Genomic DNA, 13,849 nt, shown 5'->3' on the forward strand with positions numbered 1-13,849 from the left:
GCCATGACCCCGACCCGCCGCACCCTGTTCATGGGCGCCGCCGCCCTTTCCGGCGCTTTGGCCGCCGCCCGCGTCCTGGCCCCTGATCGGGCCTATGCTCTGCAAGCCTTGGCGGCGACCGCCGACTGGTCCTTGGCCACCGCCGACGTCGAGGGCGACATCGCCCCGCGCGCCCTGCGTCTGGTGCGCGGCCGGGCGCCGCAGGGGCTGTCGGGCAGCCTCTATCGCAACGGTCCGGCCAAGTTCCGGCGGCCCGGCGGTTCATCCCAGCACTGGTTCGACGGCGACGGCCTGATCCGCCGCTGGCGGGTGCAGGACGGTCAGGCCAGCCTGGCCGCCCGCTTCGCCGACACCCGCAAGCGGCGCCAGGAGACCGAGGTCGGCGCCATGCTGATGCCCGGCTTCGGCACGGTCGGCGATCCGCGGGCCCGCATCGGCTCGGCTGACGACGCCAGTCCGGCCAACACCTCGGTGCACAAGGTCGGCGGCAAGCTGTGGGCCCTGTGGGAGGCGGGCTCGCCCCTGGCCATGGACCCCGAGACGCTGGAGACCGAGGACTTCGTCACGTTGCGGCCCGATCTGAAGAACATGCCCTTCCTGGCCCATCCGCGCATCGAGCCGGACGGCCGCATCTGGAACCTGGGCGTAAACGGCAAGCAGGCCATGGTCTGGCGTCTAGCGGCGGACGGCGCGCTGGAAGACGCCGAGATGATCGCCCTGCCGCGCGCCAGCTACATCCACGACTTCAGCGCCACGGCCCGGCATCTGGTCGTCGTGCTGCAGCCGTGGGTGCATGTCCGCAACGTCGCGCCGATGTCGGCGGGCTTCGACTGGACGCCCGAGGCGGGGACGCAGGTGCTGGTGGTCGACAAGGCCGACCTGACCCAGCGACGGATCTACGACCTGCCGCCCTTCGGCTTTTTCCACGTCGGCGACGCCTGGGACGAGGCGGACGGCACGATCCGCTTCGACCTGTGCGCGCACAAGGACATGGACTTCGCCGCGCGCGGCGCCCAGGAGGTGCTGAACGGCGTGCCGCTGGGCGGCGAACCGGCCGAGCTGGCCATGGTCGTGCTATCGCCGAACGGGCGCGGGCGGCTGGAGCGGACCGGCGTCGTCGGCGAGTTCCCCCGCAGCGACCCGCGCCGCGCCGGCCTGGCGCGTCGCTTCAGCTTGCACACCACGGGAGAGCGCGCCGACAGGCCCCTGGCTTCGGCGGTCGCCGTCACCGACTGGTCGTCCGGCCGCACGCGGTCCTTTGACTTCGGTCCCGGCCATGTGACGGACGAGATGGTCTACGTCCCCAAGCCCGGCGGGACGCACGAGGCCGACGCCTGGCTGGTCGGTCCGACCATCAATCTGAAGGCGGGGGTCAGCGAACTGCACGTCCTGGATCTGATGCACGTCGAGGACGGCCCGGTCGCCACCTGGCGCGCTGACGTGGCCCTGCCGGCGGCGTTTCATGGGAACTGGGCGTGAAAGCCACACCGCGCCATCGCCTCGTTGCGGTCCGTCGGCGCGCGGTTGACCCCCGCCGCCGAACGGGCCAAGACCCCTTCGCCGCCCAGATGCCTATCCTGGGGCGGCGTCTTTTTGGAAACCCTCAGATGAACCCCGAAGACCGAAGTCCGTCCTCAACTTCTTCGACGCTCTGAGGACGCTCCGCTTCCGCGCGAGGGCGTCCTCGCGAAAGGAAGCGACTTATGCTGAACGCCTATGACTGGCGCGCCGATCGGCTTGTGCGCCTGGACACGGCCGTGGATCACGGTCCCGCCTGCTGGATCGACCTCGTCTCCCCGACCGCCGATGAGGTGGCGGCGCTGGAGACCTTGACCGGCATCGACATCCCCAGCCGGGACGAGATGGACGATGTCGAGCCGTCGGCCCGCCTGTACGCCGAAGACGGCGGCGTCTTCATGATCGCCGCCGTGGCCACGGACCTGGAGACCCACGACCCGGTCAAGACGCCCGTGACCTTCATTCTCAAGGGCGGGCGGCTGGTGACGGTGCGCTACGGCCAGCCGCGCTCCTTCCAGTTGTTCATCGCTCGCGCCACCCATAAGCCGGGCGAGAAGCTGGCCGGCGGCGAGGCCATCATGATGGGGCTGATCGAGGCCGCCATCGACCGCTACGCCGACGCCCTGGAGGCCAAGGGGCTGGAGCTGGACGCCATCTCGCGCCAGATCTTCCGAAAGCGCGATCCCAAGGCGGTGGAGAGCCACAACCTGCAACTGGTGATCCAGGACATCGGCCGGGCGGGCGACTTCCTGGCCCTGATCCGCGAGAGCCTGTCCAGCCTGCAGCGCTTGCTGGCCTATCACGCGGCGCTGTCGGGCGCGCGCGCCGGGGGCAAGGCGGACCGCGAGGCGCGCCAGACCGTGCGCCTGCTGCAACGCGATGCGGCGGCGCTGAGCGAACTCAGCGTCTCCATGTCGTCCAAGGTGAGCTTCCTGATGGACGCCACCCTGGGCCTGATCAATCTGGAGCAGAACCAGATCATCAAGATCTTCTCGGTCGCGGCCGTGGCCCTGCTGCCGCCGACGCTGATCGCCTCCATCTACGGTATGAATTTCGAGGTCATGCCCGAGCTGCAATGGCGCTACGGCTATCCCGCGGCGGTGGGGGCGATGATCCTGTCGGCCGCCCTGCCCTACTTCTTCTTCCGCAAGAAGCGCTGGCTGTAGGGGCTCACCACCAACCCGCGTCGCGCAGGGCCTTGGCGTAGCGGCGGCTGACGGGGACGACCAGTTCGCCGCCGGGGCCGCCGTCCAGCGTCAGGGCGGCGCGGCCGTCGCCGCGCGCGACCGAGGCCACGGCGCCCTTGGCCGCCCACCAGCTGCGGTGGGTCTGGGCGCCTTCCAGCCCCTCCAGTTCGCCCAGGGCGTCGGACAGCCGCATCAGGATCAGGTCCGAGCCTCTGTCGGTATGAAGGCGCAGATAGTGGTCCTCGGCCTGGACCGCGATCAGCCGCGCGCCGCGCAAGCGAGGCGGCAGGCGGTCGAGGAAGCGGGCAGGCGCGGCGCCGGGCGCGGCGGCGTGGGTCTCGATCGGCTGCTTGCGGCCCAGGAAGATGTTCAGGATGCTGAGCACGGCGGTGATCAGGGCGACCGGCGGGAAGAAGTGACGCAGGTCGTCGGCGTGGCGCAGACGTCCTTCGAACATCAGGCCGGTCATGGCCCAGACCATGAGCGTCAACGGCCCGGTGATGACCAGGGTCAGGGCGGCGGCGCCCAGCCAGGGACGCGCATCCACGTCGATGAACCGCTCGACCAGCAGGCTGCACAGGTGCCCCCACAGGCCGCCGACGACAAGTACGGGCACCCAATAGACCAGACGCTGCGCCAGCGGCGCGCCGTTGGAGCCGAAGGCTCCGCCGAGCGCCAGGAAGACGCCGGCACCCACGGCCATCGCCAGGCCGCGCAGGAAGTCGCGCGCCTGGGAGCCCGGCGAGAAATCAAGTCGAGGCGTCATGCGCGCGTCGGACCGCAGACGGCGCGGAACCCGGCGGCGGCGAAACGCACCATGTAGTCGCAGGCGCTGTCCAGATCGCCCGACTGGCACAGCCCGCCCGACAGGCGGTCGAGGCGACCCGTCTCGCCCAGGGTCAGGGTCAGGGCCCCCGACAGATTGTGATAGGCCCAGTAGAGGTCGGCCTCGTCCGCCTCGGGCATGATGCGCTTGACCAGTTCCAGCAGGCGTCGGATCGCCGGGTCGAAATAGCGGGCCATGGTCTCGCCGCCGAAGGCGGGGTTGGCGTTGGTCTGGGCCACCAGGGCGGCGTAGTGCTTCCACCCCGGCCCGCCCTTCAGCGACCACTGGAACGGCGGGCGCAGGAAGGCCTCGAACAACCCCTCCAGCGTCATGGCGTCGCCCGCCGCCTCGGCGTAGCGGTCGATGGCGGCGACGCGCTCGGCGTTCCACACCTCGGCGCGGCGATTGAAGACGGCGTCGAACAGCTCCTTCTTGGCCCCGAAATAATAGTGGACCAGGGCCGTATCCACGCCCGCCTCGCGCGCCACCTCGCGGATGGTGACGCCGTAGAAGCCGTGCTTGGAGAACAGATCCTCGGCCGCGTTCAGGATGGCGTCGCGCGTCTCGCCCGCCGCGGCCGCCTTGGTCTTCTTGGGACGCCCGCGCCGCGCGGGGGCGGCGGGCAGCGGCGGAATCTGGGGCGGCGGCAGATCACTTTTCGTCATGGCCGGAAGCTAGTCGCGCTTTGGGGGTTAGTGCAACGGCGCCACAGGGCGGGCCTTTCCGTGACGGAAATCAGGCTTGGCCGTTTGACAGGCGGGCGAAAGATCGTCACCAATGCAAAAAATCATTGAACGCTGAATAAAAGCGTCGATCGGGCCGGAAACAAGATTGGGATGCACATGAACAGACTCGTGAAGACCGCCTTGCTGGCGGGCGCCGCTTTCGGCGTGATGACCACTGCGGCGCAAGCTCAGGAGGCGGCGCCTGTCGGCGAGCAGGTTTCGTCCGTCGACGACATCATCGTCAGCGCGCGCCGTCGCGACGAAGCGCTGAAGGACGTGCCGGTGGCGGTCTCCGCCTTCTCGGCTGAGCAACTGGAGCAGAAGGGTTCGGCCGACATCACCGAACTGACCCGTTCGGCGCCGAGCCTGACGTTGCAGGCGGCCCGCGGCTCCAACTCCACCCTGATCTCCTTCATCCGCGGCGTGGGTCAGCAAGACCCGCTGTGGGGCTTCGAGCCGGGCGTCGGCCTCTATATGGACGACGTCTACATCGCCCGCCCGCAGGCGGCCGTTCTGGACATCTTCGACATTCAGCGCATCGAGATCCTGCGCGGTCCCCAAGGCACGCTCTACGGCCGCAACACCATCGGCGGCGCGATCAAATACGTCACCAAGCGCATCGACGCCGATGAGCCTCAGGGCCAGGTCCGCGCCTCCTACGGCAGCTATAACCAGCGCGATCTGGTCGCTTCGGCCGAGCTGCCCTTCAACGACAAGTTCGCGGTCTCGGCGGCGGTCGCCCGCTATCTGCGCGACGGCTACGGCACGAACCTGAACACGGGCAATGAGCACTACAACAAGGATGTGACGGCGGCCCGATTCAGCGCCGAATGGACGCCGACGGACAACCTGTTCTTCCGCCTGGCCGGCGACATCGTGAAGGACGATTCCAACGCCCGTCACGGCCACCGTGAACTGGCCCCGAGCCCGGCCGACGTCTACGACACCAACGCAGGCGCAGGCGATGCGAACCGGGTCGAGTCCAAGGGGCTGTCGCTGACCGGCGAGTGGAACGTCAATGAGTGGCTGACGCTGAAGTCGGTCACGGCTCAACGCGACGGCCTGACGCGCGGCAACATCGACTTCGACAACCTGCCGGCGCCGATCCTCGACATTCCGGCTCGTTACGACGACGATCAGTTCAGCCAGGAATTCCAGGCCGTCTTCAGCGGCGACCGCTGGTCGGGCGTGGCCGGCGTCTATTACCTGGACGCCACGGCGTCGGGCGCCTTCGACACCGTTCTGGGTCTGGCGAACCTGACCACCCTGACCTCCGGTTCGGTGGACACCAAGAGCTACGCCGTCTTCGGCGACTTCTCCTATGACGTGACGGACGCCCTGTCGGTGTCGGTCGGCGCCCGCTGGACCCACGACGAGAAGACCGGAACCGTCTTCCGTCGACAGTATCTGGGCATTCGCAGCCCCGGTTTCGGCAACGGCGCCGCCGTGCCGATCGCCGCGCCGCGCACCGACTACACTGCCACGAAGGAGTTCGAGAAGTTCACGCCGCGCGTCAGCGTCTCCTACAAGCTGACCCCGGATCTGACGACCTATGTGTCGTGGGGCGAAGGCTTCAAGTCGGGCGGGTTCGACATGCGCGGCGACGCCGTCCTGTATCCCGACACGGTCAAGGGCTATCGGCCCGAGACGGTCGAGACCTGGGAGATCGGCCTGAAGGGTTCGCTGTTCGACAACCGCCTGAACTTCGCCACGGCCATCTATGATTCCTCGTATGAGGATCAGCAGATCACCACCCAGTACCCGGCCGGCGCGACGGTCGCCTCGGTGGTCGACAACGTCGGTTCGTCCAGCATCCGCGGTTGGGAGTTCGAGGGGCGTCTGCGCGTCACCGACAACCTGACGCTGAACGGCATGCTGAGCTATACGGACGCCAAGTTCGAGCAGTTCATGGCCTACATCCCGACCGGTCCGCTGAACTCCAGCTGCCCGACCCAGCCGGGCTGCGTCGTCGACGTCTCCGATCAGCGCGACTTCCAGAACACGCCGGAATGGACCGGCTCGATCGGGGCCACCTACACCCACTGGATGGAGAACGGCTCGAGCCTGGCCTTCATTCCGTCGGCTTCCTATCGCGGCGACTATCAGCTGTTCGAGACGGCCAGCCCGATCCTCGACCAGGAAGCCTTCTGGATGTTCGACGCCAGCCTGGTGTGGACCTCCTCGAACGATCGCCTGACGGTCGGCGTCCACGGCAAGAACCTGTCGGACGAGCAGTATCGCGTGGGCGGCTATGTCTTCCCGGGCGCCCTCTTCGGCGACTCCCTGATCGGCTACTACGGCGCCCCGCGCACCGTCACGGCCACGGTCGGGCTGAAGTTCTGATCCGGGTCATTTCTCCTGAACGCCTGATCATCTGATCGCGGGCGGCGGTTCGTGGGAGCCGCCGCCTTTCTTTTTTCGTGGCGCGCGGCGGCAGGGCCGCTACCGTCGCCTCAAGAAACCAGTCGGGGAACGCCCATGAGCCAGATCGAGGCCGCCAAGGCCGATGCAGGGACGGTCGACGCGCGCGCCGCGTCGCCGGGCTATCGCTACTATGTGCTGGGGATCCTGATCCTCATCTACATGCTGAACTTCCTGGATCGACAGATCATCGGCATCCTGGCCGCGCCGCTGAAAGCCGAGTTCAACCTCAGCGACAGCCAGTTCGGCCTGCTGGGGGGGCTGGCCTTCGCCCTGCTCTATTCGACCCTGGCCATCCCCATCGCCTGGCTGGCCGATCGGTTCAGCCGGGTGTGGATCATGACCGGCGCCCTGACCGTCTGGTCGGGCTTCACCGCCCTGTGCGGCCTGGCGGGCGGCTTCGGCTCGCTGTTCCTGTGCCGCATGGGCGTGGGCATCGGCGAGGCGGGCGGGGTGGCCCCGGCCTATTCCCTGATCGCCGACTATTTTCCCAAGTCCCAGCGCGCGCGGGCCCTGGCGGCCTATGCCTTCGGCATCCCGCTGGGCATGGCGGCGGGCACCCTGGTCGGCGGCCTGCTGGCGGCGACCTACGGCTGGCGCACGGCCTTCATCGTGGTGGGCGTCCTGGGGGTGCTGGTCGCGCCGGTGCTGCGCCTGACGGTCAAGGATCCCAAGCGCGGCGGACTGGATGTGGAGCCCGCCGCACCCGCGGCGGCGCCGGTTGAAGCGCCGAAAGCCCCGCCGTTCATGGAGGTGGTGCGCACCCTGGCGCCCAAGCCCAGCTTCTGGCTGCTGTCGTTCGGCGCGGCTGCGTCTTCGGTGTGCGGCTATGGCGTAGCCGCCTGGCTGCCCAGCTTCTTCATGCGCAGCTTCGGCCTGACCCTGTCGCAGACAGCCTGGTATTATTCAGCCATCGTCCTAGTCGGCGGGGTGGCGGGCATCTGGCTGGGCGGCTCGATGGCCGACCGCTTGGGCAAGAAGTCCAAGGCCGCCTATCCGCTGACGCCGGCGATCGCCTTCCTGATCTCGGTGCCCTGCTTCATCCTGGCGATGAACTCGGGCGCGGTGGTGGGCGCCGTCATGCCCGGCTCCGATCCCAACGGGGCCGCGGCCCTGACCATGGCCTTCCTGATCTTCCTGATCCCGACGGGGCTGAACCTGACCTGGCTGGGGCCGATCACGGCGGCGGTGCAGCATCTGGCGACGCCCGCCATGCGGACCACGGCTTCGGCCCTGTTCCTGCTGATCAACAACCTGCTGGGGATCGCCGTCGGCATCTACTACTTCGGCTGGATGAGCGACCTGCTGCGCCCGACCTTCGGGGAAGAGAGCCTGCGTTGGGCCATCTATACCGGCATGGGCTTCTACCTGCTGTCCTCGGCCCTGCTGTTCGGCGCCTCGCGCACGCTCAAGAAGGACTGGGTCGACTAGTCGTCCCGAAGACGGACCGGGCGGCGGCCTGAGGCCAGCCCGCCGCCCGGCATAAGAAAATCCTCATGAGGCCATAAGACGACAGGCGGTTGCGCAGGCGAAGGCGCGACGCCTATAAGCGCGGCCAAAGTTTCCACAAACCTCCCTAACGGCGCGGATCAGACATGAACATTCACGAGTATCAGGCCAAGCAGGTCCTCAAGGGCTACGGCGCCCCGGTCGCGGCCGGCGTGGCCATCACCTCGGCCGACCAGGCCGAAGCCGCCGCCAAGCAGCTGCCTGGCCCGCTCTATGTCGTGAAGTCGCAGATCCACGCCGGCGGCCGCGGCAAGGGCAAGTTCAAGGAGCTGCCCGCCGACGCCAAGGGCGGCGTGCGTCTGGCCTTCTCGATCGAGGAAGCCGTCGCCCACGCCAAGGAAATGCTGGGCAACACCCTGGTCACCGCCCAGACGGGCGAGGCCGGCAAGCAGGTCAACCGCCTGTACATCGAAGACGGCGCCGACATCGCCCGTGAGCTGTACTGCTCGCTGCTGGTCGACCGCTCGGTCGGTCAGACGGCCTTCGTCGTCTCGACCGAAGGCGGCATGGACATCGAGGAAGTGGCCCACGCCACCCCGGAAAAGATCCACACCATCGCCATCAATCCGGAAGCCGGCGTCACCGCCGAGAACATCGCCGCCATCAACGCGGCGCTGGAGCTGACGGGCGACGCGGCCGAAGACGGCAAGTCGCTGTTCCCGATCCTGTACAAGGCCTTCGTCGAGAAGGACATGGACATGCTCGAGATCAACCCGCTGATCGTCATGGAGAACGGCCATCTGCGCGTTCTGGACGCCAAGGTCAGCTTCGACGGCAACGCCCTGTACCGCCACGAAGACATCCGCGCCCTGCGCGATGAGACCGAGGAAGACGCCAAGGAGATCGAGGCCTCGAAGTGGGACCTCGCCTATGTAGCCCTCGACGGCAACATCGGCTGCATGGTGAACGGCGCCGGTCTGGCCATGGCGACGATGGACATCATCAAGCTGTACGGCAAGGAGCCCGCCAACTTCTGCGACGTCGGCGGCGGCGCCGGCAAGGACAAGGTCGCCGCGGCCTTCAAGATCATCACCGCCGACCCGAAGGTCGAGGGCATCCTGGTCAACATCTTCGGCGGCATCATGAAGTGCGACGTCATCGCCGAGGGCGTTGTCGCTGCGGTGAAGGAAGTGGGCCTGAAGGTGCCGCTGGTCGTGCGTCTGGAAGGCACGAACGCCGAGCTGGGCAAGAAGATCCTGAACGAGTCGGGCCTGACCATCCAGGCCGCCGACGACCTGGACGACGCCGCCCAGAAGATCGTCGCGGCGGTCGCGTAAGCGCCGCTACCGCCCAGCAGACACACAGAATTCAGAGCACAGACACATGTCCATCCTCGTCAACAAAGACACCAAGATCCTGGTCCAGGGCCTGACCGGCAAGACCGGCGGCTTCCACACCGAACAGGCGCTGGCCTATTACAACACCAAGATGGTCGGCGGCGTGCACCCGACCAAGGGCGGCCAGACCTGGACCGGCTCGCACGGCGAAACCCTGCCCATCTTCGCCTCGGTCGCCGAAGGCAAGGAGCGCACCGGCGCCGACGCCACGGTCATCTACGTCCCGCCGGCAGGCGCGGCCGACGCCATCATCGAGGCCATCGACGCCGAGATCCCCTTCATCACCTGCATCACCGAAGGCATCCCGGTGCAGGACATGGTCCGCGTCAAGGCCCGTCTGGACCGTTCGAACTCGCGCCTGCTGGGCCCGAACTGCCCCGGCGTCCTGACCCCCGAAGAGTGCAAGATCGGCATCATGCCGGGCAACATCTTCAAGAAGGGCAACGTCGGCATCGTCTCGCGTTCGGGCACCCTGACCTATGAAGCCGTGTTCCAGACCACGAACGAGGGCCTGGGCCAGACCACGGCCGTCGGCATCGGCGGCGACCCGGTCAAGGGCACTGAGTTCATCGACGTGCTGGAGATGTTCCTGGCCGACGACGCCACCGAGTCCATCATCATGATCGGCGAAATCGGCGGCGCGGCTGAAGAAGACGCCGCCCAGTTCCTGATCGACGAAGCCAAGAAGGGCCGCAAGAAGCCGATGGCCGGCTTCATCGCGGGCCGTACGGCTCCGAAGGGCCGCACCATGGGCCACGCCGGCGCCGTCGTCTCGGGCGGCAAGGGCGATGCGGAATCCAAGATCGCCGCCATGGAGGCTGCGGGCATCCGCGTCTCGCCGTCACCGGCGCGTCTAGGCGCGACCTTGGTTGAAGTGCTGAAGGGCTGAGGCCCTTCAGCAGCGCACGCTGCGCGTGCGGGCGCTATCGCTCGCCGCGCGGCGGCTTGCTGCTTCAGCGCCTCTTTGGAGGCGCGGCGCTAACGCTCGCGACGCGGTCGCTCGCTGCTTGAGCGTCGGATTCACTTAAGGGTGGGTTCGGCGTCAGGCGGGCCGGCGGATTGGACCAAAGTCTAATCTATCCGCGTTCCGGGGGTGTTTTTCGCGCCGTGTGACCTTTTGTAACGCCTCTGGAATCGTCCGGGGGCGTTTTTTCTTGCCGATTCGACCAAATTCCACCCGGTCCGCCTCCCTTCGGTCATGACCAGTAAGGAAACAGGGCCTATATGAACGGCGCTGCTCTCCGCGCGGCTGTGCGCGGGCGGTTGTAAAGGGACGATTGAGAGAAAAATGGCGGACGATGCGGGTCGGCTGAACCAGGTCTTTGCCGAGACCTCCTTCCTCTATGGCGCGAACGCCGCCTTCATTGAGGACCTGCACGAAAAATGGGCTTCGGACCCCGGCTCGGTGTCGGGGGAGTGGCGCGCCTTCTTCGATCAGCTGAAGGACAACGCCGACCTGGTGAAGCAGTCGGCCGCCGCCGGTTCCTGGGGCCGCTCGGGCGCGTCTGAGCCGACCGAGGAAACCGCCGTGTTCGACGGCCGCTGGCCCGCCCCCAAGATCGACCCCAAGGCCGCCGGCAAGCCCGGCCCGCGTTCGGCGGCTCCGGCTGCTGACGCTTCGGGCGCCGTTTCGGCCGCCGACGTGCGCGCCGCCGCCCACGATTCCATCCGCGCCCTGATGCTGATCCGCGCCTACCGCGTGCGCGGCCACCTTCAGGCCAACCTCGACCCGTTGGGCATTGAGAAGCCGATCGAGAACCCGGAGCTGACGCCCGAGTTCTACGGCTTCACCGCCGCCGACATGGACCGCCCGATCTTCCTGGACGGCGTGCTGGGCCTGGAGACCGGCTCGGTCCGCCAGGTGCTGGAAATCCTCAAGCGCACCTATTGCGGCAACATCGGCGTGCAGTTCATGCACATCGCCGAGCCGGACGAGAAGGCCTGGCTGCAACAGCGCTTTGAAGGTCCGGACAAGTTCGAACAGAACGCCTTCACCAAGGAAGGCAAGCTGGCCATCTTCAAGAAGCTGGCCGAGGCCGAGGGCTTCGAGCGCTTCCTGCACAAGCGCTTCCCCGGCACCAAGCGTTTCGGCCTGGACGGCGGCGAAGCCATGGTCCCGGCCCTGGAGCAGGTGATCAAGCGCGGCGGCGCCCTGGGCGTCGACGAGATCGTCTTCGGCATGGCCCACCGCGGTCGTCTGAACACGCTCGCCGCCGTCATGGGCAAGCCGTACAAGGCCATCTTCCACGAGTTCCAGGGCGGCTCTTCGGTCCCCTCGGACATCGAGGGTTCGGGCGACGTCAAATACCACATGGGCGCCTCGTCCGACCGTGAGTTCGACGGCCACAAGGTCCACCTGTCGCTGACGGCCAACCCCTCGCACCTGGAGATCGTCAACCCGGTGGTCCTGGGCAAGTCGCGCGCCAAGCAGGCCTTCGACATCCGCGAGGCCGAGGTCAATCTGGGCAAGCCGGACGCCGAATGGGTGCTGGACCGCTCGAAGGTCGTGCCGCTGTTGATCCACGGCGACGCCGCCTTCGCCGGTCAGGGCGTGGTGGCCGAATGCTTCGCCCTGATGGGGCTGAAGGGCTACCGCACCGGCGGCACCCTGCACTTCGTCATCAACAACCAGATCGGCTTCACCACCAGCCCGCGCAACTCGCGCTCGTCGCCTTATCCGTCGGATGTGGCGCTGATGGTCCAGGCCCCGATCTTCCACGTCAACGGCGACGACCCCGAAGCGGTCGTCTTTGCCGCAAAGGTGGCCACCGAATACCGCCAGAAGTTCCACAAGGACGTGGTGGTGGACATGTTCTGCTACCGCCGCTTCGGCCACAACGAAGGCGACGACCCGACCTTCACCCAGCCGCTGATGTACGCCAAGATCAAGAACCAGCCCTCGACGCTGGAGATCTACGCCAAGCGCCTGATCGCCGAGGGCGTCATCACCCAGGCCGAGGTGGACGCCGAGATCGCCCGCTTCGAGGCCTACCTCGACGCCGAGTTCGAGGCCGGCAAGACCTTTGAAGCCAAGAAGGCGGACTGGCTGGACGGCGAGTGGAAGGGCCTGGGCGCCGAGGTCGCCGATGACGCCGCGCAGCGCGGCGACACCGCCGTCGCGGCCGACAAGCTCAAGGACTACGGCCACCGCCTGACGACCATCCCGAACAGCGTCGACGTGCACAAGACGCTGAAGCGCGTCATCGACGGTCGTCGCGATGCGGTGTCGAGCGGCGAGAACATCGACTGGGCCACGGCCGAGAGCCTGGCCTTCGCCAGCCTGCTGGACGAAGGCTACAACATCCGCCTGTCGGGTCAGGACTCGGTCCGCGGCACCTTCTCGCAGCGTCACTCGGGCATCACCGACCAGACGACCGAGCAGCGCTACTTCCCGCTGAACAACCTGCGCGACGGCCAGGCCCATTTCGAAGTCATCGACTCGGCCCTGTCCGAAGAGGCCGTGCTGGGCTTCGAGTACGGCTATTCGCTGGCCGATCCGAACACCCTGACCATGTGGGAAGGCCAGTTCGGCGACTTCGTGAACGGCGCCCAGGTGGTGATCGACCAGTTCATTTCGTCGGGCGAGCGCAAGTGGCTGCGGATGAGCGGTCTCGTGATGCTTCTGCCGCACGGCTATGAAGGCCAGGGCCCCGAGCACTCCTCGGCCCGTCTTGAGCGCTTCCTGCAGCAATGCGCTGAGAACAACATGCAGGTCGCCAACTGCACGACGCCGGCCAACTACTTCCACATCCTGCGTCGTCAGCTGCACCGCTCGTTCCGCAAGCCGCTGATCCTGATGACGCCCAAGTCGCTGCTGCGTCACAAGAAGGCGGTCTCGACCCTGGCCGACATGGCCGAGGGCTCGTCCTTCCACCGCGTGCTGCGCGACGACGCCGAGCTGCGTCCGTCGGTGGCGGGCGTCACGCTCAAGGCCGACAAGGACATCCGCAAGGTCATCGTCTGTTCCGGCAAGGTCTACTACGACCTGCTGGACGCGCGTGAGAAGGCGGGCGTCAACGACATCTACATCCTGCGTCTGGAACAGTTCTATCCGTGGCCGATCAAGTCGATCTCGGCGGAGCTGGCCCGCTTCCCCAACGCCGATCTGGTGTGGTGCCAGGAAGAGCCCAAGAACATGGGCGGCTGGACCTTCGTCGACCCGTGGATCGAGCTGACGCTCGAGAAGCTGGACGTGAAAGCCAAGCGCGCGCGCTACGTCGGTCGCCCGGCTTCGGCCTCGACCGCCGCGGGCCTGATGAGCCGCCACCTGAAGGAACTCGAGACCTTCCTCGCCGAGGCCATGGCCTGACCGCCGCGCCTGACCTA

The 13,849-nt window shown here is 67.4% G+C and carries 9 protein-coding genes; 7 read left to right on the plus strand and 2 right to left on the minus strand.

Going from position 1 to position 13,849, the window contains the following annotated elements; all coding sequences use genetic code 11:
* Positions 1 to 3: 3 nt before the first annotated feature.
* Positions 4 to 1,479, plus strand: coding sequence for a carotenoid oxygenase family protein (locus tag ACU5AP_RS03435; protein WP_128719131.1), 1,476 nt, complete (start codon positions 4 to 6; stop codon positions 1,477 to 1,479).
* A gap of 224 nt (positions 1,480 to 1,703) precedes the next feature.
* Positions 1,704 to 2,684 (plus strand): magnesium transporter CorA family protein, encoded by a 981-nt coding sequence (locus ACU5AP_RS03440; protein ID WP_128719130.1) that lies wholly within the window; start codon positions 1,704 to 1,706, stop codon positions 2,682 to 2,684.
* Between the two features lie 4 nt (positions 2,685 to 2,688).
* Here the strand turns inward: ACU5AP_RS03440 and ACU5AP_RS03445 are convergent, their stop codons facing one another.
* Both ACU5AP_RS03445 and ACU5AP_RS03450 read right to left on the minus strand, forming a co-directional pair.
* Positions 2,689 to 3,471 (minus strand): LytTR family DNA-binding domain-containing protein, encoded by a 783-nt coding sequence (locus tag ACU5AP_RS03445; RefSeq protein WP_446680785.1) that lies wholly within the window; start codon positions 3,469 to 3,471, stop codon positions 2,689 to 2,691.
* A complete protein-coding gene (locus ACU5AP_RS03450) occupies positions 3,468 to 4,196 on the minus strand; it encodes a TetR/AcrR family transcriptional regulator (RefSeq protein ID WP_088410686.1) in 729 nt (242 codons plus the stop codon). The genes ACU5AP_RS03445 and ACU5AP_RS03450 overlap by 4 nt, the downstream gene beginning before the upstream one ends.
* A 177-nt stretch (positions 4,197 to 4,373) precedes the next feature.
* Here ACU5AP_RS03450 and ACU5AP_RS03455 point away from each other — a divergent pair, with 177 nt between their 5' ends.
* The 5 genes from ACU5AP_RS03455 to ACU5AP_RS03475 all read left to right on the plus strand — a co-directional run bounded on the left by ACU5AP_RS03455 (position 4,374) and on the right by ACU5AP_RS03475 (position 13,832).
* Positions 4,374 to 6,599, plus strand: coding sequence for a TonB-dependent receptor (locus ACU5AP_RS03455; RefSeq protein WP_088412018.1), 2,226 nt, complete (start codon positions 4,374 to 4,376; stop codon positions 6,597 to 6,599).
* Positions 6,600 to 6,734: 135 nt separating this feature from the next.
* Positions 6,735 to 8,108, plus strand: coding sequence for a spinster family MFS transporter (locus ACU5AP_RS03460; RefSeq protein WP_003166456.1), 1,374 nt, complete (start codon positions 6,735 to 6,737; stop codon positions 8,106 to 8,108).
* A 164-nt stretch (positions 8,109 to 8,272) separates the two neighbouring features.
* Positions 8,273 to 9,463: an ADP-forming succinate--CoA ligase subunit beta gene (gene sucC, locus ACU5AP_RS03465; RefSeq protein ID WP_088410684.1), complete on the plus strand. Its 1,191-nt coding sequence runs from the start codon at positions 8,273 to 8,275 to the stop codon at positions 9,461 to 9,463.
* A gap of 46 nt (positions 9,464 to 9,509) precedes the next feature.
* Entirely contained in the window at positions 9,510 to 10,412 is a 903-nt protein-coding gene (gene sucD / locus ACU5AP_RS03470) for a succinate--CoA ligase subunit alpha (protein ID WP_003166454.1), read from the plus strand.
* A 399-nt stretch (positions 10,413 to 10,811) separates the two neighbouring features.
* Entirely contained in the window at positions 10,812 to 13,832 is a 3,021-nt protein-coding gene (locus ACU5AP_RS03475) for a 2-oxoglutarate dehydrogenase E1 component (protein ID WP_128719128.1), read from the plus strand.
* The last annotated feature ends 17 nt before the right edge of the window (positions 13,833 to 13,849 follow it).

This window comes from Brevundimonas sp. RM1, assembly GCF_052907225.1.

Excerpts from the sequence above, each read along its gene's own strand:
- ACU5AP_RS03435 (WP_128719131.1), top strand. The coding sequence starts at position 4 with ATGACCCCGACCCGCCGCACCCTGTTCATGGGCGCCGCCGCCCTTTCC.
- ACU5AP_RS03440 (WP_128719130.1), top strand. The coding sequence starts at position 1,704 with ATGCTGAACGCCTATGACTGGCGCGCCGATCGGCTTGTGCGCCTGGAC.
- ACU5AP_RS03445 (WP_446680785.1), bottom strand. The coding sequence starts at position 3,471 with ATGACGCCTCGACTTGATTTCTCGCCGGGCTCCCAGGCGCGCGACTTC.
- ACU5AP_RS03450 (WP_088410686.1), bottom strand. The coding sequence starts at position 4,196 with ATGACGAAAAGTGATCTGCCGCCGCCCCAGATTCCGCCGCTGCCCGCC.
- ACU5AP_RS03455 (WP_088412018.1), top strand. The coding sequence starts at position 4,374 with ATGAACAGACTCGTGAAGACCGCCTTGCTGGCGGGCGCCGCTTTCGGC.
- ACU5AP_RS03460 (WP_003166456.1), top strand. The coding sequence starts at position 6,735 with ATGAGCCAGATCGAGGCCGCCAAGGCCGATGCAGGGACGGTCGACGCG.
- sucC (WP_088410684.1), top strand. The coding sequence starts at position 8,273 with ATGAACATTCACGAGTATCAGGCCAAGCAGGTCCTCAAGGGCTACGGC.
- sucD (WP_003166454.1), top strand. The coding sequence starts at position 9,510 with ATGTCCATCCTCGTCAACAAAGACACCAAGATCCTGGTCCAGGGCCTG.
- ACU5AP_RS03475 (WP_128719128.1), top strand. The coding sequence starts at position 10,812 with ATGGCGGACGATGCGGGTCGGCTGAACCAGGTCTTTGCCGAGACCTCC.